The 19358-nt window shown below is 43.8% G+C and carries 16 protein-coding genes and 1 other RNA gene; 7 read left to right on the plus strand and 10 right to left on the minus strand.

The window, feature by feature from the left end; translation table 11 throughout:
• Window positions 1-72: 72 nt before the first annotated feature.
• The 4 genes from dnaJ to grpE all read right to left on the minus strand — a co-directional run bounded on the left by dnaJ (window position 73) and on the right by grpE (window position 6137).
• Window positions 73-1221 (minus strand): molecular chaperone DnaJ, encoded by a 1149-nt coding sequence (gene dnaJ / locus L4C44_RS18295; RefSeq protein ID WP_048608049.1) that lies wholly within the window; start codon window positions 1219-1221, stop codon window positions 73-75.
• A 284-nt stretch (window positions 1222-1505) separates the two neighbouring features.
• A complete protein-coding gene (gene dnaK / locus L4C44_RS18300; protein WP_019823919.1) occupies window positions 1506-3419 on the minus strand; it encodes a molecular chaperone DnaK in 1914 nt (637 codons plus the stop codon).
• 473 nt (window positions 3420-3892) lie between these two features.
• On the minus strand, window positions 3893-5167 hold the full coding sequence (locus L4C44_RS18305; protein WP_428805530.1) for a dicarboxylate/amino acid:cation symporter: 1275 nt from the start codon (window positions 5165-5167) through the stop codon (window positions 3893-3895).
• A 388-nt stretch (window positions 5168-5555) separates the two neighbouring features.
• Window positions 5556-6137: a nucleotide exchange factor GrpE gene (gene grpE / locus L4C44_RS18310; protein WP_019823922.1), complete on the minus strand. Its 582-nt coding sequence runs from the start codon at window positions 6135-6137 to the stop codon at window positions 5556-5558.
• A gap of 143 nt (window positions 6138-6280) precedes the next feature.
• Between grpE and nadK the strand changes: the two genes are divergently transcribed.
• From nadK to bamE, 3 genes are all read left to right on the plus strand, one after another.
• Complete coding sequence (gene nadK / locus L4C44_RS18315) at window positions 6281-7165, plus strand: NAD(+) kinase (RefSeq protein WP_017066747.1); 885 nt, start codon at window positions 6281-6283, stop codon at window positions 7163-7165.
• Window positions 7166-7445: 280 nt separating this feature from the next.
• A complete protein-coding gene (recN, locus tag L4C44_RS18320) occupies window positions 7446-9110 on the plus strand; it encodes a DNA repair protein RecN (RefSeq protein ID WP_428805531.1) in 1665 nt (554 codons plus the stop codon).
• A gap of 167 nt (window positions 9111-9277) precedes the next feature.
• Window positions 9278-9637, plus strand: a complete 360-nt coding sequence (gene bamE / locus L4C44_RS18325; RefSeq protein ID WP_009848326.1) for an outer membrane protein assembly factor BamE — start codon at window positions 9278-9280, stop codon at window positions 9635-9637.
• A gap of 156 nt (window positions 9638-9793) precedes the next feature.
• Here the strand turns inward: bamE and L4C44_RS18330 are convergent, their stop codons facing one another.
• Together L4C44_RS18330 and L4C44_RS18335 are read right to left on the minus strand one after the other, a co-directional pair.
• Window positions 9794-10105, minus strand: coding sequence for an RnfH family protein (locus L4C44_RS18330; RefSeq protein ID WP_146491359.1), 312 nt, complete (start codon window positions 10103-10105; stop codon window positions 9794-9796).
• 3 nt (window positions 10106-10108) lie between these two features.
• Window positions 10109-10537 carry an SRPBCC family protein gene (locus L4C44_RS18335; RefSeq protein WP_017106599.1) on the minus strand — a complete coding sequence of 143 codons (429 nt, stop codon included), beginning with the start codon at window positions 10535-10537 and terminating at the stop codon, window positions 10109-10111.
• Between the two features lie 119 nt (window positions 10538-10656).
• Between L4C44_RS18335 and smpB the strand changes: the two genes are divergently transcribed.
• Together smpB and ssrA are read left to right on the plus strand one after the other, a co-directional pair.
• Window positions 10657-11142 (plus strand): SsrA-binding protein SmpB, encoded by a 486-nt coding sequence (gene smpB / locus L4C44_RS18340; RefSeq protein WP_004735156.1) that lies wholly within the window; start codon window positions 10657-10659, stop codon window positions 11140-11142.
• 66 nt (window positions 11143-11208) lie between these two features.
• Window positions 11209-11575: a transfer-messenger RNA gene (gene ssrA, locus L4C44_RS18345) on the plus strand.
• 209 nt (window positions 11576-11784) lie between these two features.
• On the opposite strand, the gene L4C44_RS18350 is transcribed toward ssrA, so the two are convergent.
• The 4 genes from L4C44_RS18350 to L4C44_RS18365 all read right to left on the minus strand — a co-directional run bounded on the left by L4C44_RS18350 (window position 11785) and on the right by L4C44_RS18365 (window position 16430).
• Window positions 11785-13665: an ATP-dependent zinc protease family protein gene (locus tag L4C44_RS18350; RefSeq protein ID WP_428805532.1), complete on the minus strand. Its 1881-nt coding sequence runs from the start codon at window positions 13663-13665 to the stop codon at window positions 11785-11787.
• 305 nt (window positions 13666-13970) lie between these two features.
• The gene (locus tag L4C44_RS18355; protein WP_428805533.1) at window positions 13971-14780 is read right to left on the minus strand and encodes a M15 family metallopeptidase; all 810 of its coding nucleotides are present in this window, start codon (window positions 14778-14780) and stop codon (window positions 13971-13973) included.
• An 80-nt stretch (window positions 14781-14860) separates the two neighbouring features.
• The gene (locus L4C44_RS18360) at window positions 14861-15589 is read right to left on the minus strand and encodes a DUF429 domain-containing protein (protein WP_428805534.1); all 729 of its coding nucleotides are present in this window, start codon (window positions 15587-15589) and stop codon (window positions 14861-14863) included.
• A 46-nt stretch (window positions 15590-15635) separates the two neighbouring features.
• A complete protein-coding gene (locus L4C44_RS18365) occupies window positions 15636-16430 on the minus strand; it encodes a YeeE/YedE thiosulfate transporter family protein (protein WP_428805568.1) in 795 nt (264 codons plus the stop codon).
• Window positions 16431-16617: 187 nt separating this feature from the next.
• On the opposite strand from L4C44_RS18365, the gene L4C44_RS18370 reads away from it, so the two are divergent.
• Together L4C44_RS18370 and L4C44_RS18375 are read left to right on the plus strand one after the other, a co-directional pair.
• Window positions 16618-17145, plus strand: coding sequence for a hypothetical protein (locus tag L4C44_RS18370; RefSeq protein WP_428805535.1), 528 nt, complete (start codon window positions 16618-16620; stop codon window positions 17143-17145).
• Window positions 17146-17171: 26 nt separating this feature from the next.
• Window positions 17172-19190, plus strand: coding sequence for a DNA phosphorothioation-associated putative methyltransferase (locus L4C44_RS18375; RefSeq protein ID WP_428805536.1), 2019 nt, complete (start codon window positions 17172-17174; stop codon window positions 19188-19190).
• Window positions 19191-19358 lie beyond the last annotated feature (168 nt).

Here is a 19358-nt window from a genome sequence, read left to right on the forward strand (position 1 = left end):
GCTACATGAGCAGGCTTTTCTAATATTATCAACAACCTAAAGTATCAATAACCTAATACATCAATGAATTGATTACTTAGTTAGGTCATCGAAGAAGTTTTTAACGCCGCTAAAGAAACCTTCAGATTTTGGCTTATGCTTACTTGCCGCTTCACCACAACATGTTTCTTCGAATTCACGCAGTAGTTCTTTTTGGCGAGAGCTTAGCTTAACTGGAGTCTCAACCACTAGCTTAACGATTAGGTCACCCACACCGCCGCCACGAACGCCTTTCACGCCTTTGCCACGCATACGGAACATACGGCCCGTTTGTGTTTCTTCTGGCACTTTAAGGTTTACACGACCATCCAGTGTAGGAACTTCAACTTCACCGCCTAAAGCAGCCATTGAGAAGCTTACTGGAACCTCACAGTAAAGGTTGTTGCCGTCACGCTCAAAGATGTTGTGTTCTTTTACGTGTACTTGTACGTACAGGTCGCCAGCTGGAGCGCCTTGCTCTCCCGCTTCGCCTTCGCCAGATAGACGAATACGATCGCCAGTATCAACACCAGCAGGGATCTTAACGTTAAGTGTTTTCGTCTTCTGTTTGCGACCTTGACCATGACATGAGTTACATGGGTCTTTGATGATCTTGCCTTTACCATTACAAGTAGGACAAGTCTGTTGAACCGCAAAGAAACCTTGGCGCATTTGTACTTGGCCGTGGCCATGACAAGTGCCACATGTTTGTGCAGAAGAGCCCGCTTTCGCGCCGCTACCGTCACAAGTATCACACTCGACAAGAGTTGGTACTTCGATTTCTTTAGAAACACCACGAACCGCTTCTTCTAAAGAAAGCTCCATGTTGTAACGTAGATCTGAACCGCGTTGTGCGCGCTGTTGACCGCCACCACGACGACCGCCGCCGAAGATATCGCCAAATACGTCACCGAAGATATCGCCGAAGTCACCTTGGCCACCGCCGCCGAAACCACCGCCGCCGCCCATGCCACCTTGTTCAAAGGCTGCGTGACCGTATTGGTCGTAAGCTGCTTTCTTTTGAGAGTCAGTTAGGATCTCGTACGCTACTTTTACTTCTTTAAACTTATCTGCTGCGGTTTCGTCACCCTGGTTACGGTCCGGGTGGAATTTCATCGCTAAGCGTTTGTACGCTTTTTTAATATCGCGCTCTGATGCATCGCGGCTTACGCCTAATACTTCGTAAAAATCACGTTTTGACATGTTCTAGGTCACCAAAATAATTGCTACTACCGAATGATCACTTCAGTAGTCTGTGTATCAATCTAGATAAAAGTTCTGCCGGCTGAAATGCCGAATAAAGCTATTATCTAGATCGACAAGTCTAAATACAAATTTACGGGCGTGAGAGTTACCTCTGACGCCCGTATTAATAAGTCTTCGAGACAAATTTCTAAGCAGATAGCTTGAGTTCTAGGAGGAAGCGCGGAGCCTACGCTAGTAGGTGAGCACTTCCGACAACGAAATCAGGCTACTCTGCGACGAAATTATTTTTTGTCGTCTTTAACTTCTTCAAACTCTGCGTCTACCACATCGTCGTCTTGCTTAGGTTGTTCACCAGCGTCAGCACCAGCTTGTTCAGCTTGAGCTTTCTGTTGAGCAATTTCCATTAGCTTCTGAGCTGCTTGCATAAGTTCTTGAACTTTAGCGTCGATAGCTTCTTTGTCGTTACCAGACTTAACTTCTTCTAGTGCCGTGATAGCTGCTTCGATTTTAGCTTTCTCGTCTGCAGGTAGAGCTTCACCAGCTTCTTCTACTTGCTTCTTAGTGCCGTGAATCATTTGGTCAGCTTGGTTACGTGCAGTTACTAGCTCTTCGAACTTTTTGTCCGCTTCTTTGTTAGCTTCTGCTTCTTGTACCATTGCTTCGATCTCTTCCTCAGACAGGCCGCCTGATGCTTGGATAGTGATCTTCTGCTCTTTACCTGTTGCTTTATCTTTAGCAGATACGTTCAGGATACCATCAGCATCTAGGTCGAATGTTACTTCGATTTGTGGCATGCCACGTGGTGCTGGTTGGATACCTTCTAGGTTGAACTGACCAAGAGACTTGTTGTAAGTCGCTTGCTTACGCTCACCTTGAAGAACGTGGATAGTTACTGCGTTTTGGTTGTCTTCAGCTGTAGAGAACACTTGATCCGCTTTAGTAGGGATAGTTGTGTTTTTCTCGATAAGCTTAGTCATCACGCCGCCCATCGTTTCGATACCGAAAGATAGAGGAGTAACGTCTAGTAGTAGAACGTCTTTAACGTCACCAGCTAGTACACCACCTTGAACAGCAGCACCCATTGCAACAGCTTCGTCAGGGTTCACGTCTTTACGTGGCTCTTTACCGAAGAATTCAGTTACTTTAGCTTGAACCATAGGCATACGAGTTTGACCACCAACTAGGATAACGTCAGTGATTTCGCCTACAGATAGGTCAGCATCTGCTAGAGCTACTTTTAGTGGCTCAAGAGAACGTTGAACTAGGTCTTCAACTAGAGACTCAAGCTTCGCACGAGTCACTTTGATGTTCATGTGCTTAGGACCAGTCGCATCAGCAGTAACGTAAGGTAGGTTTACGTCAGTTTGAGTAGTAGAAGAAAGCTCGATTTTCGCTTTTTCTGCTGCTTCTTTAACACGCTGCATTGCTAGTGGATCAGCTTTAAGGTCGATACCTTGCTCTTTCTTGAACTCATCTACTAGGTAGTTGATCATGCGGTTATCGAAATCTTCACCACCAAGGTGAGTGTCACCGTTAGTTGAAAGAACTTCGAAAGTTTTCTCGCCTTCTACTTCATCGATTTCGATGATAGAGATATCGAATGTACCACCACCAAGGTCGTATACAGCGATAGTGCGGTCACCACCTTGCTTGTCTAGGCCGTAAGCTAGAGCAGCAGCAGTTGGTTCGTTGATGATACGTTTAACATCTAGACCAGCGATACGGCCAGCATCTTTAGTTGCTTGACGTTGAGCATCGTTGAAGTAAGCAGGAACAGTAACAACTGCGCCAGTTACTTCTTCGCCTAGGAAGTCTTCAGCTGTTTTCTTCATTTTCTTAAGAACTTCAGCAGATACTTGAGGAGCAGCCATTTTTTGGCCTTGCGCTTCAACCCATGCATCACCGTTATCAGCTTTAACAATGTTAAAAGGCATGATTTCGATATCGCGTTGAACTTCTTCATCTTCAAAACGACGACCGATTAGACGCTTAATTGCGTATAGCGTGTTTTGAGGGTTAGTAACTGCTTGACGTTTCGCAGGTTGACCAACTAGCGTCTCGCCGTCAGTGTATGCGATTACCGATGCTGTTGTGCGTTCGCCTTCAGCATTTTCTAGTACGCGTGGTTTGTCGCCGTCTAAAACAGCAACACAAGAGTTAGTAGTACCTAAATCAATACCAATGATTCGACCCATCAGGCTATCTCCGAAATATAATCTATATTAGTTTTTTGCTATACCCACATATGTGGGGGGCGGTAATCAGGGATTCAACCCTAATACACAAAATTTAAGTGCAAATGTAATTTGCTTTCGTATGCACCATAGATAAGGGCTCACGAAGCCTTTTCAAGGGTGAAAATGGATTTTTTTACATTTATTTTAATAAAAGGAATGATTAGGCACGAATACATATCATTACCGCCTACATAAGTCCCATAACTGGGTTTATTCACCCTCGACTATCCTTTCTTGTAGCAAAGTCTTGTTTCTGTAAACGGACTCTCAAAGAGGCTCCCTCACACAACAATTAAGGCCGCACTATCGTTTGTTGAGTAAAAGTAGATAAAGTGACCTTCTCACCCAATAAAAAACGGAGCCACTTGGGCTCCGTTTATCTACTCAGGGTTTCAGCTCAGATTAAATCTATAGCGGAAAGAGTCTCTGAATTAAGCTTCTGCTTCCTGTAGCTCAGCTTCTTCATTAGCTTCAACGCCAATTTCGTTTTCAGATTTAGCAACGATAGTGTTCACCGCTGTATCACCTACTACGTTTGAAGAAGTACAGAACATGTCACAGATACGGTCAACAGCAGCAACAATCGCTAGACCTTCTGGTGGTAGACCTAGTTGGTGCAATAGAACACCTACCATTACTACACCGCCACCTGGAACACCACCAGCACCGATAGAAAGAAGCAGGATAGTTAGACCTAGAGTGAAGATATCAGCAGTGTTGATTGGCTGACCAAATGCGTTTGCTACGAACATAGTCGCTAGTGCGATGTAGATAGATACACCAGACATGTTCATTGTTGCACCTAGTGGTACACCGAAACCTGCTACTGACTTAGATACGTTTAGTTTGTCAGTAAGAGTACGCATAGTTACTGGGATTGTTGCATTCGAACTTGCTGTAGATAGTGAGAATAGAACTTGCTCACGCGTTGCACGTAGGAACTGCTTTGGAGAAATACCAGTGAATGAACCAACCATCATTGGGTAGAAGAAGAAAATCCAGAACACTAGCATTGCAACCACAAGCGCCACATAGCCAGCAACTGACATTAGCGTGTCTGCATCCAGTGTTGCGCCCAGTTGAATCATCAGAGCAAATACACCGTAAGGCGCCAAGCTCATTACTAGGCCGATAAGCTTCATCATGATTTCGTTAGCCATCTTGAATGTCTTGATAGCTGGGCCACCACGAGAATCAAGCGCTTGAATAGCAAGACCTGTCAAAATTGCCATGAAGATGATTTGCAGCATGTCGCCGCTTGCGAACGCTTCTACAGGGTTGCTAGGAACGATGTTAACAACAAGAGAGAAGATGTCTGGTGTTTCAGTTGTTGTAAGCGCAATTGTCTCAGAAACCGTACCCGCTAGATTCGCACCTGCACCTGGTTGGAAAATAAGACCAATCGTTAGCGCTGCTGAGATCGCGATGATGGTGTTAATAATGTAAAGACCAAAGGTTTTACCACCAAGACGACCAAATGAACGAATATCTTTTAGCTCAACAATACCGCAAACAATAGATACGTATACAAGAGGAACTACAAGTAACTTGATAAGTGATACGAACATACCACCAGCACCTTCTGCAGCACCAAGTAGATACGTATCAAAAATAGCAATACCGCTGAATAGGTACTGAATAGCAGTACCAATAAGTAGACCAGCAAACAAGCCTACAAAAATTTTACTTGAGAGCGATTTATCCATCGTTCTTCTCCAGTTTGTTGTGTTTGAAATTTGTACTTTTATAGTTATATATGCGATCAAAATCGCTATATGGCAGTGGATTTTACATACAAAGATAACAATTAAAAGTGTTTATTTACAAAAACATCACAAATGTGACATCAAAACATTTACTCATTCACAACAAGTTTCATAACACAAAACTCTAAATCGCTGATCTAAATGAAATAAAAAGAACGACATTCTCAATACGGTTTTGATGCTTATTTACGTGGACTCTCAAGCTATAGACATAAAAAAAGAGAGGCATATGCCTCTCTTTTCACTTCACGTAAACCAGTGATTTATTTTGCCGCCACGACTTACTCAGTCAATGCGCTAATCAATCAGCTGGCAACGTAATAAGTAATTACTTAGCAACCATAACCATCGCTGGGCGAACCACACGGCCGTTTAGTTCATAGCCTTTTTGCATTACAAACATAACCGTGTTTGATTCGTGGTCTGGGCTTTCTTGGATAGACATTGCTTGGTGGAATTCAGGGTTGAACGCTTCACCTTCAGGGTTGATCTCTTTAAGACCAAACTTAGCAACTGTGTCTACGAACGTCTTGTGCGTTAGTTCAACACCTTCAAACAGTGGCTTAACCACTTCGTTTTCAGCGTCTGCCGCTTGCATTGCACGCTCTAGGTTGTCGATTACAGGAAGCAGACCTTCAGCAAACTTGTTCAAAGCGAATTTACGCGCTTTATCAATTTCTTGTTCGCTACGGCGACGCATGTTTTCAACTTCAGCTTTAGCGCGAAGAACAGAATCTTGCTGCTCTTTCACTTTAGATTCGCTAGAAAGCAGTGCAGCTTCCAGTTGAGCGATTTTTGCTTCCTGCTCATCAGCAGCGTCTTCATTCAGCTCAGCTTCTTCAACTTTCTCAGCTTCAGCGATGATCTGATCTAGCTCTTCTTCGGTTACTTTGTTTTCTTCGTTGCTCATGATATCTCCAGAATTCGTTTTCAATGCAAGTGACAGGCGTGTTTGCGCCCCAAATTGATATAAAACACTCGCATAGACGTTCAACTTGCCTTTATTATGGGGATGAAGAATTTTGATTCAAGCCTAATTCGTTTGGAAACGTTATGAAAAAGCCATTTGAAGTCATCGCCATTATCGGTAAACCTCGAGATCAGCAAGCAATTCAGACTCATAGAGAGCTCTATCAGTGGTTAAGTGCTGAGGGTTATCAAGTGTTTGTTGATGACAGACTCGCCACTATTTTAGACGACATCCCAAAAGAACATTTTTCTAGCCTGATTGAATTAGGTAAGCGCGCCGATCTCGCCATTGTGGTCGGTGGCGACGGAAATATGCTCGGTGCCGCTAGAATCTTGTCACGTTTCGACATTTCAGTGATTGGGGTTAACCGAGGTAATCTTGGCTTCCTTACCGACCTCAACCCTGAAAATTTCCAGAGTGCGCTTACTGATGTTCTCAAAGGCGAGTTCATGGAAGAAGAACGCTTCCTGCTTGAAACAGAAATTCACCGTCACGGCCAAATAAAAAGCCATAATGCGGCACTCAACGAAGCGGTACTTCACCCCGGCCAAGTTGCTCACATGATCGAGTTCGAAGTATATATCGATGACAGCTTCGCCTTCTCACAGCGTTCTGATGGCTTGATCGTCTCAACACCGACAGGTTCTACCGCCTACTCGCTTTCTGGCGGCGGCCCTATCCTGTCATCAAGCCTAAATGCTATCTCACTAGTACCAATGTTCCCGCACACCCTTTCAAGTCGCCCACTTGTGGTGGATGGCAAGCGTCGTATCAAGCTTATCGTATCGCCTGATAACCGCGGAACTCAGGAAGTGAGCTGTGATGGTCAAATCTCGCTGCCTGTTTCTCCTGGCGATGAGATTCACATTTACCAAAGCCCAAATGTGCTCAAGTTGATCCACCCTAAAGACTACAATTACTACCATGTCCTACGTAACAAGCTAGGCTGGTCGAGTAAGCTGTTCTAAGTAAATAGTGAATAATTTTGAAAGGCTGACGACATTCGTCAGCCTTTTTTATTGCCGATTAAAAGCCCACCATCTATATCTTCATGCCAACCCATCACACAGTCATTCCCAAGAGGGAGGAACGACTGAGTTGGGAATCTATATTGCTTTCAGTGATCTACAGACAAGTTCAATTCTGAGAGCTATCGCAAAAAATTTTCACCTGTCGACTTTACTGTATAAAGAAACAGTATATACTGAGCTTATATACAGTATTGTTCAGTTATACAGGTAAATAAAAATGCTGGCTCATTTAAGTGTTAATAATTTCGCTATTGTTAAGTCTTTACAGCTAGAACTCTCTAAAGGCATGACAACAATCACCGGGGAAACTGGTGCAGGTAAATCTATCGCTATCGACGCTTTAGGCTTATGTCTTGGAGGACGATCAGATGCAGGAATGGTTAGACAGGGTGAAGAAAAAACCGAAGTCAGTGCCGCTTTTTTACTTGAGAACAATCTGCACGCTACCCGCTGGTTAGAAGACAACGAACTACTTGATGGCAGCGAGTGCATCTTACGCAGAACTATCTCTAAAGAAGGTCGCTCTCGCGCATTCATCAACGGCAGCCCGGTTCCTCTTTCGCAATTGAAATCACTTGGCCAACTGCTGATCAACATTCATGGTCAACATGCTCATCATCAGTTAATGAAGAGCGACTACCAAATGGCCATGCTTGATCAATACGCAGGCCACTTGAACCTATTGAAGTCGACACGTAACGCTTACCAAGCATGGCGACAAGCGGATAATCACTTAAAAGAGTTACGTGAAAATAGCCAGCAAAACCAAGCTCAAAAACAACTTCTTGAATACCAAATCAAAGAGTTAAATGAGCTATCTATTGGGGAGGAAGAATATGAAGACCTCGAACAAGAGCATAAGCGCCTCTCCAATAGCGGAGAACTGGCCACAACCTGCCAGCAAGCTATCGAGCTTATTTATGAAGGCGAAGAAGTTAATGCGCTTGGTATTCTGCAATCGGCCAATAACTCCTTAATTCAGTTAGCTGAGCTCGATGAAAAGTTGGCTGAATTACCGAATTTACTCTCTGAAGCGATTATTCAGATTGAAGAAACCAACAACGAGTTAAGAACATACCTAGACAGCATTGATGTCGATCCCGGTCGTATGGCTTATGTTGAAGAACGTTTCTCAAAAGTGATGTCGATATCTCGTAAACACCACGTGTTGCCTGAAGAGCTTTATAAGCATCATCAAGACTTACTACAACAAGTTGAAGCGCTTGATTGCTCTGATGAAAAGTTGGAAGAATTGGCAAACGAGGTAGAAAACCAATACCAATCGTTCGTTGCTAAATCAGAGAAGCTTCATAAATCTCGAACTCGTTACGCAAAAGAACTAAACAAACTGATCACGCAAAGCATGCACGAACTGAGCATGGAAAAAGCACAGTTTGCCATTGAAGTGAACAACACCAACACCCACCCGTCGCCATTGGGCATGGACAACGTGACCTTCATTGTGTCGACGAACCCAGGTCAACCAATGCAGCCCATTGCTAAAGTAGCGTCTGGTGGTGAGCTGTCGCGTATCTCACTCGCGATTCAGGTAATCACAGCGCAAAAAGTAGACACACCAAGCCTGATTTTCGATGAAGTCGATGTGGGTATCAGTGGTCCAACAGCGGCTGTTGTCGGAAAAATGCTACGTAAGCTGGGCGAATCTACGCAGGTGATGTGTGTGACGCACTTACCTCAAGTGGCAGGTTGCGGGCACCAACAACTGTTCGTAGCTAAGAACACTAAATCGGGTAAGACAGAGACCCAAATGCACACCTTGGATCAACAACAGCGCATTTCAGAGCTTGCTCGACTGCTTGGTGGTAGCCAAATTACCGAATCGACGCTTGCCAACGCAAAAGAGTTATTAATCGCAGCTTAGGTTACATATTCAGCAACTTTCTGATAATTTACCGAAAAATCTTGGCAATTTTGCAACTTAATTCAAAATTGCCAGTCATAACAAGCTCAAAGCGCAAGGAGCTTTTTACTTCTTGCTGGAGCTTGTTTATTATCAGGCAGTATTTTAGCGAAGAAAGATCTCAAACTATGCGAATTAAAAAGTGGTTAGTTGCAGTTCCACTTGCACTAACAATGTTGACCGGTTGCTCTCTATTAGAGAAGTTGGTTTATCGAATTGACATCAATCAGGGTAACTATGTTGAACAAGAAGCTGTCGACCAGCTCAAGTTTGGCATGACAAAAACACAAGTTCGTTACGTTATGGGCTCACCTATGCTTATCGAAAATGGCTACCCAGATACGTGGTATTACATTTACCACCATCAAAAAGGTCACAACGACCCTATTCAGAAAAACCTTGTCGTGAACTTTGATGCTACAGGCACTCTAGTAACGATCAATGGTGATTTTGAAGCCAGTGATGAGTTCTTCGAAAGCCTTCGCTAGCTTTCAGCCAACAAAGCTCTCAAGCAAGAATCGTCAAAGCCTGCTCATGAGCAGGTTTTTTAATATCTGCTACAAATTAGCTGCTGTGTCTAACTAACAGCCACAAAAAAGCTCGCCAATATAGCGAGCTCTCTTCTTAGTTAAATTTGTTTTGCGTTACGATTTAGCTGCGGCCGCTTTCGCTTGTTCAGCACGCTTACGACGAATCTCTTTTGGATCGGCCAACAATGCACGGTAGATTTCGATACGGTCTTTATCACGAACCGTCGCATCTAGCTTAACGTTGCGGCTGAATACACCAACCTTATTTTTCGCTAAGTCGATCTCTGGGTACAATTCCAAAACGCCAGACTGCGCAATGATCTCTTCAACGGTCGCGTGCTTGTTCACTACCAAAGTAAACACACGCTGTTCTTGAGGAAGTGCAAAGACAACCTCTACGTGGATCATATCCGATTCAATAGTCATGGCTTAGTAGACCTGTTTCGCGCGTTGAGTAAAAGCACTGACCATATTGCTCGTCAGCTCATTGAAAATCTTACCAAATGCCATTTCAATCATTCGGCTAGAGAACTCAAACTCTAGCTTAAGTTCAACCTTACAAGCTTGCTCGTCGAGCGGAGTAAAGTACCAACCACCCTGCAGCTTTTTGAACGGGCCGTCCACCAACTCCATCAAAATCTCAGCACCATCCGCTAAGCGATTCGATGTGGTAAATGTTTTGCTGATACCCGCTTTAGAGACATCAACCGAAGCTACCATAGTTGAATCTGAAGATTCGATCACACGTGAACCAGAACACCCTGGCAAAAACTCGTGATAACGAGCAACATCATTGACCAAGCTGAACATCTGGTCGGCACTAAACGACACTAATGCTGAACGAGTAACCTTTGGCATATAGACTCCTGTTAAAGACAGCGTTACATTAACACAAACTGCAATTTTAATTGTATTGGGCCAGAGCGCAAATAAAAAGGATTCCCCAACTAGGGTGCAATCCGTATAATGAGGCCATTATGGCAAAGAATAAATCAAAATCAAAAGCCGGTAGCAATACCATTGCGCTTAATAAGAAAGCTCGCCACGAATATTTCATCGATGATGAGATAGAAGCGGGGCTTGAGCTACAAGGCTGGGAAGTAAAATCCCTACGTGAAGGCAAAACCAATATCGCAGAAAGCTACGTTTACATCCGAGATGGCGAAGCATTCATCAGTGGTATGACGATTACTCCGCTTACTCAAGCGAGTACTCATATCGTGGCGAACCCAACACGTATCCGTAAACTCCTTATGTCGAGAAAAGAGCTCGACAACCTTATCGGTCGTATTAACCGTGAAGGCATGACACTTGTCGCAACCGCACTTTACTGGTCTCGCTCTTGGGCGAAGATTAAAGTTGGCGTAGCGAAAGGTAAAAAGCTGCACGATAAACGTACTGATATGAAAGAAAAAGATTGGGCGAGAGATAAAGCACGAATTATGAAGAGTAATTTGCGTTAATTTTAAGCACTTAAACGCACAGTGCTAGACAGGGTAAGCTTTTCTGGTACTATGCAAATAACACTTGGGGCTGATTTAGGATTCGACAGGAATTTTGAAGTCTGAGGTGCATGCCGTGGGGCGGTTGGCCACGTTAAAAGCCGCAAAAAAATAGTCGCAAACGACGAAAACTACGCACTAGCAGCTTAATAACCTGCTCAGAGCTCTCTTACCCTAGCTTCCGCTCGTAAGACGGGGACCAATAAGAGATCAAACCCAAACTAGCTAGCGTGGCTTCTCCCACCTGAGAGGAAAAGCGCGAATTATAATTCAGGTTAGCCTTTAACTAGCGTGTCGGTTCGCAGGTTGCTGGTGAAATTAAAGATCGACTAAGCATGTAGTACCAATGATGAATGATTTTTGGACGCGGGTTCAACTCCCGCCAGCTCCACCAAACGTTTGGAAAGGGCCAACTCGAAAGAGTTGGCCCTTTTTGTTTGTCTGCATCTTATGAATTAGTGGGTAAATTCATTTATAACAAACACTTAACCACCAGCGCATCAATATCAAAAAACAGACAATCAACAAAAAGCCACACATCCTATTGCTGAAATGTGTGGCCGTTTAGAACTGTTCTGATACGAACTTAGATAAGTTTAGGTGTTACTCCATATCACCCAGCACATAATCTTCATCGCTACTCACTACTGCGCCGTGCTTTAAGAAGTTCTTACCTAGAATCATGCTGTATTCGAAGCGCGAACGGTCTTGAAGGTTTACCCTCACCTCTTTTTCTAGGTCACCCAACTTAACCTTCATTTCTACTACAGGGCGAATGTTCACCTTCTCGCCTTTTTTAGCTTTAATGCGCATCACATCAATCACTGGCTTAGTGAAATCTTGCTTATCGCCTTGGTTGTTTTGATAGGTAAAACTCACCATGTCTTGGCCATCTTTCTTGAATCGTTTGATATTAACTGCGTTCATTGAACTTACATCCGCGCCAGTATCTAGCTTGGCCGGGAACTTCATACCATTCACTTCAACAACTTCGATGTGCCCAACTTTAAACAGTGGCTCAGCTTTCAGAAGGTAGTCAGAACGCGTATTAACGTAAACGCCTTCTTTTGCCATCTTCTTACCTAAAATAAAGTACGCTTCTTTCTCATTTGTGTTGAGCACGTCGATGGCAAACTCTTGCGTACGAACGTTTCCAGAGACCGCAAACTCACCACTTACAACCGGACGAGTATCATCACCGACTTTAAGCTTCTTAATAATTGGCTTTGTTACCTTCTGCTTCTCACCATTTACATCCGTAAGATAAAATTCAACAGAAGCCTCTTTGCCTTTACCTGACATTTCAAAACTGTCGACCTTCAGCAAAGGCGTATTGACAGTGAAAGAAGCCACAGCCTTAAGCGGGAAGTCATCTAGGGTGATGTCCTCTTCCGGCGAGATAATCATAGGCTCACCAGACTCAGCCACATCACTAAAGCTCTCTGAACCTTCTGATAAAATATTCTCCGCACTGGTGTCAATCATGAAAAGTTCGCTGGCGGTACTGGTACCAAATCTCAACTGCGACTCATTACTCGAGCGCTCACGTAGGTACACCAAAACGTCTTTAGTTGTGTTTTCATCGAGTTGAACAGGCACATAGACTAAAGGTCTCTTCTTACCACTCACGCTTAACATACGAACTAATGGCAATGTCATCTCTTTTTGTTTGCCGTCGTTGTCGAACATATCAAACGTCACTTGTTTGTTCTTTTTGTCTATGTCGATGTCTTTTGCATGCAAAATGCTGTAGCGGTTCTTTAAAGAGAAGGTCGCATTCATCGCCATTCCAGAGATAGACACCACCTCTTTACGGCCAACAACCGTCGCATTTTCTTGCTCTTGCAAGTAGTCATAACCCGCAAACACTAAAGCGTTATCCGCAAGGAAGGTTTTACCAATCAGCACAGGCGCAGAGAAGTGGCTTCTGTCGGTAAGGTTAACGTCTGTTTTTAATTCTTGATCCGCAATGGTAAGCGACATTTTAATCGTCGGGCGAAGCAAAGGCGTGCTGCTGGTGCGGCTGCGGATCATGCTGACACGCTCTAAAGGCGCTTCGATTAATACCATGTCTCCCGATCGTGGGTTTTGAACCTTAAAAGAGACCACCGCTTCATATTTCGCAAAGGTGCTGCCATCCCAATCATCGTAATCAACGCCGCTATTGTTCAGCACATCTTCGGTTAATGCCGCCATCAACTCTTTGTCTTTGAGGTTCTTGTAATCGGCATGTGTGCTTTTTACATGAATGTCTTCTGCATGCATGGAAGTGGTTTCAGCACCAGTGTCGATTTTGCCAATGAAAGGAACGTCTTTAAGCCCTTGAACGCTAGAGAGGTACACATTCTCAGTACGGCCTAATACCGCCTTACCATCGAGTTCGTAAGTCGGATTTTGCGTGGTGTGTGAAGTGTCTGTAGCCAAAGAATATTGTGAAAAAAGTAGAGTGCTTAAAAGAGTTAGAGCCAAAGGTATCTTTTTCATTAGTTGGTCCGTTGTGATCAGTTCACTAATAATACTGGTGAAAAGGCAATAAGTTCCCCCACCAGCAATGGTTCTCACATAACGTTTACGCTATGACTTTTTCAATGACAAACCGATGACTTTGCGCCGTATTACTTCATCAATTATTGACTAACGGATACCCAATAACCTTTTGATTACTCGGTGTTCTATAGGAGAAACGAATATAAAAAAGGCCAACGACGCGCGTTGACCTTAGCGATTCAAAATACCCTTGAAGCGAGCTTAACTTGCTAAAACACAAACGGTTCTAGATAAACATAGCACTAAAAAGTCCCGACTGTTTTCTTTGCACAGATAGCACGAGCTTTTTCTGCGCCCTCGACTTTATTTTTATTAAAACATTGGCGGTAAGATTCGACGTATCGCTCAAATAACACCTTGGCTTCTGGTTTGGGTTTAGAGAGCAGTTGATTAACGAACTTTCTCGAACCGACCTCGAAATGCTGAGTATCGATTGGGGCATTCCAGTCTCCTCCCCAGATCATAAAACCATGATGTGCAAACAGCTCGACCACATCTTCCGCCATGCCTCGGCGCTCAATATCATTACGAGCACGAAAGCGCGTTCTGTTTACATAGCTGGTTGCCGATTGTGATGGCTTAACCGTGATGGTTCCGTTGCTATCGAACGCTAAGAAAGGGTTTTGAACTGGGTTGATGTCGATTGCCACACCGTAAGCATGCTTCGACCAACCTCCTCCGCCAGTGATAGGCCGAGCATTAAACGCGCTGCTGTTGTTCGCGTCCATTGAGGCGTTATCGTCACCGTTAAATTCACGCATTAGGCGAGCGGAATGAAGAGGAAAATTGCGTTGTTTGAGCTCTGAAAAGATTCGTTCAACGGAAGGTGCAACAACATCAAGCACGATTATATTGCCCTGTTGCGTTTCCCCGTTGAAATTAATGAAATCGAAATCCACTTTGGATAGTCGCTCACAACCAACAGGCGCTCCACTATTCAATACCTTGTTCTTTTTCATCATGTCGCATTGCCACTGAGAGACAGGCGCAACTTGGCCGTAACTCGCCACACTGATCAAGGTTGTCAGCAAACCAACAATAAAACGTTTCATATCAGAGACTCAAAAAATAGGAGTGGAAATCAACAGGGGTTGAAAAATAACACATTAAACAAAACTAAACGCACGCTTTGTTAGCGCGTTTTGTCCCAATAGACAATCTCTCGAACTCGTCCGTTCTGATCCTTATCCGCCTTTCCGCCAATATCAGAAAATTCAGGCAAGCACGACAATGTTGGAGCGTGATACGCAATCAACATCAATATGAATGCGTCATAAATATCATCTATCGCGACATCTTTACGCTTGGTGTTTGAAATGGCCAACGCCAAGCCTTCACAGCATTGCGGGATGAGTTGCTGAATAATAGAAAGCCTTTCCTCTTTGCCCTCTTGAGTCCGCTTAGAAAAGGTAAGCGGTTCCCCTTTCAAAGCTGCAAACACCACCTCAGGATGTGATTCCCTGATAGAAAGATTGGGATGAGATTCAATGAGTTCATCAAGCTCGCGGATCTTGGGAACTATGCCCCAAGTCTGTTTAGAGAACTTCTTACCAAGCTGCTCCACATTGGCATTACACCCCGCAATGTAATCGGTTTGATAAACCGCCTCTCGGCACGGCACTGGAAACACCGAAGATCCACGCTTGCTGGTGAGGAAACGTCTTGCTGCTTTATCGCATAATCTATCTGGAGTCTGTGCGTCACTAAAACCAATCGGCATATCGATAAGTGCCGTCGAACCGACAAGATCACTCGCTAGCTCATCAAGCGCCTTTACCACTTTGAACACTGGCGCCTGATTATCAGAAACAATCCAAGCGATCCATCCCGCCTTACAGCCATCAATTCCGATGTATTTCATTGTCATCTCAAATTACGTATACATGTAATCTACGTACTGTCGCTAACTATCGACTTTGGATCAACTTAACTCCGGTATATATACCAACAATGATACTCAACACAGAAAAAACACCCGCTAGAGAGAGCACCGGCATGGCAACAAGAAGTTGAGTGTCATTCCCTCCTCCGGCCATTACGGCTCCAAACCCCATCAGTACACCGGCAATTAAATGTTTACCAAACCGACGTATCGGGCTAAACCTCAATGAAAAAGATCCTGTAAATAGTGCAGCACTGATCATTCCAACTAACAGCGAGGTCATCAATATAAAACGCTCACTACTCGGCCAGTCTTCTGTCTTCCCATGCCAAATTGAAGTACCCATAGATTTCAGCAAACCACTTGGCGTCCAATGCGGTTCATACAAGAATACGAAACCGGCCATCAACCCAATGCCCAGCATTGAAAACCACAGCTTACGATTGACCGAGTTCATAAAGTAACAACTCACCACAATTGTGAGCGAGATACTTCCAAGAAATATGTATCTGGAAAAGTCGGACAGTACTAACCTAGATCCTTTCAACTCCGAAGGCAAAACTGGAGCAAACACCAACCAAGCAACAAACCAACCGAATATAGTCCCCAACATAACCACTTCGCCGCGAGCTAAACGGCTTACGGTAGATACCCCGCAACCACTATTAATTGCCGCTCCAATACCAAACAGAAAGCCCCCAAACAGTGAGAACAAACTCGGCCAAAAAGCTATGGACAACTGACGCCCCTCAACCACTGAACCTAACCCCATTGATACCCAAGCCAGCGATCCACTAAAAACAATCGCAACGATGAACATTGGTGATCCTTTAATCGCCTCTTTTACTCCTCTCACCATACAAAGGCCTGTGGTTTGGGCGAGATATCCTAATAAGAAAATGCAGAGCAAAGCGAGAATAAACAACATACATAGCCTCCAGATTGCATTGATTTTGCTGTCGTCGTTCGTTAAATATAGTAGCAACCTAGAACCCTAAGGACAGAATATGCACCACAAGCTTATTGATTGGCATAAGTCTAGACACCCTAATTACTTAGGAGACAACAAGGTTAATAAACTTTCTGCCACTGAGCTCCAGTGTTTAGCGGTTCAAATTTTACAACCTATCGAACGCTCACTAGGAGAAGTAACGGTAACCTATGGTTATACAAGCCATCCTCTTTTAAGGTGGATATTGAAAAATAGCCCTGGGGATATGGCGCCCGATATTGACCAACATGCCTCTATGGAACTCAACTCCCGGGATAGCCGTATCTGTAAGCGCAATGGGGCTGCGTGTGATATTTATGTTGAAGGGTATGAGCAACGTATGGATGAGGTCGCTCGATTTATCTGTACACATTTAGAATTCGACCGCCTCTATTTTTATGGCAAAGATAAACCTCTGCATATTAGCGTTGGGGCTGATAATTCAAAATATGCCCTTATCCGACAACGCCGAAGTGATGGGCTTCGCGTAAACACAAAAAGTGCAAAAGGCAGCGCCACACAGGCATTGTTTGATGATTTATAATCTTCAAAAACGCCTAAGGAATAGGAATGAACGAAGAGCTATTTGCTGAACTTACTTCTCAAATAAAAGTTGGAAAACAACTTCCCGATGCCATTTATCTTCATAAAGACGCATTCAGCGCATTGCCTAAAGTATTAACACAGTTTATTCCTGCCGTAGCAAAAGCCGTTAACTTAGATGAAGAAGACTGGAACCTCGTTAAACTGTTTAAAAAAGAGTTCCGCTTATCTCTTCTTCACTACCCTAATTTTTATACTGATTCCTATCCCGCATTAGAACAAAGCCTCAATGTCGACCTCTCTAAACTAAGCCACAAAATTACAGGTTATCTCGAATCTGAAAACCCGCCGATCTTACATAGAAAAGAAACCATGGTTTTGCCTACGAGTGAATATTACGAGCACTTCGTTTCACTCACACAAGAAGGCGAGAATGCAGGGCTTTATGAGAACAGCCGTTTGATTGGTTTTAAACGTTCTTGGGAAAACCTAATAGCACGCCATGGTTACGAGCTTGTCGATGGTCGACTATTCCGATGTTCCTCTGTGACAACGCAAGAGCAGGCAGGGATTGATAGGCACAGAACGGCCATCGTGCGTCATGAACTCTCCGCACCAATGAAGACTCTCGTTAAACATGGTTACTTAAAAGGCGAACACTCAATTTTCGATTACGGCTGCGGCCGCGGAGACGATTTAAGAGAGCTCGAAGCACATGGCCTCGACGCTCTAGGTTGGGATCCGAACTTTCAACCCGACAACGACAAATCCAATTCTGATATCGTAAACATAGGTTTTGTTCTTAACGTAATAGAAGATCAAGATGAAAGACTCGATGCCCTACTAGGCGCATGGGAGCTGGCAGACAAGCTTCTGGTGGTTTCTGTCATGCTGGCCAACGAAAACTACATTGCTCAGTTCAAACCTTATAAGGATGGGGTGATCACCTCTCGTAACACCTTCCAAAAATACTATGCGCAATCAGAGATCAAAGCGTACATAGAGAGAAGCCTACAAGAAGATGCCATTACCGTCGCGCCTGGTATCTTCTATATCTTCAAAGACAAATTGGAAGAGCAACAGTACCTACAGAGTAAATACAAACGCCACCATAAATGGCAGCAACTGACTTCGCCAGAGCCTATTGAAGCCAAAGACAAAGCCAAACTGCTTATTACTCAACATCAAGACTTGTTTAATGACTTTTGGAATACCTGCTTAGAGCTAGGGCGTATTCCTGCCAATGATGAATTTGAACAATCAGACAAAGTAAGAGAGCTGGTTGGCTCACACAGAAAAACCTTTAACTTACTGCAAGAGATGTTTGATACCAAAGAGTTTGAACAAGCAGAAAAGAGCCGAAAAGAAGATCTTCTCCTCTACTTTGCTATGGGACTGTTTGAGAAAAGAAAAACCTATACGCAGCAACCAGAGCCGCTAAAGCGCGACATCAAAGCCTTGTTTGATGATTACAAAACCGCGATCAACCTGGCTGCAGAATTACTGTTTGCGATTGCCGACACCGACTTAATTCATCAGCAATGCGAGAAAGCACACAGCCAACTGCCAGCAAGCCTGCTAAACGAAGGACATTCACTGATCCTACATAGAGACTTTATCGACAACTTACCACTAGTGCTGCGAGTCTACGTTGGTGCAGGGTTACAAATGTATGGCGAACTGGATGAAGAAATAGACCTAATTAAAATTCATATCACATCCGGGAAACTTACCCTGACTGCTTATGACGACTTTGAAAAATCTGTGCCGTTCTTAGTAGAGCGCATAAAGATAAAAATGGCAGAACAAGACATCGACTTCTTCGATTACATTAATGAAGATCGCAGGCCGCCACTGCTCAATAAGTATCTTTACATGCCAACCGAGCACGAGAACTACAAGAAACAACAGAGCTTTGATAAACGATTGGCGAAGCTCATGGAGTTTGAAGCAAGTGAGGAAACACAGATGATGAGAACAGAATTTGAGGTGCTTTTAGAGAAGGAACATAAAGAAATCAAAGGGTTTACGCTAAGTTCAAAATAGCGCTTTTTTAGTACTATAAAAACCTATCGTTACCATAGATATCTGGCCTACATACCTGTAAAATATTCAGCCTATTTTGGCATACCTATGTAATAATTCGCATAGATAAGACTAAAGCATAACAAACCGAAAGCTTAGTTTGTCAAAATATGACATACCAACTATGGT

The sequence above is a fragment of the Vibrio satsumensis genome (assembly GCF_050337435.1).
Classification (GTDB): Bacteria; Pseudomonadota; Gammaproteobacteria; order Enterobacterales; family Vibrionaceae; genus Vibrio; species Vibrio satsumensis.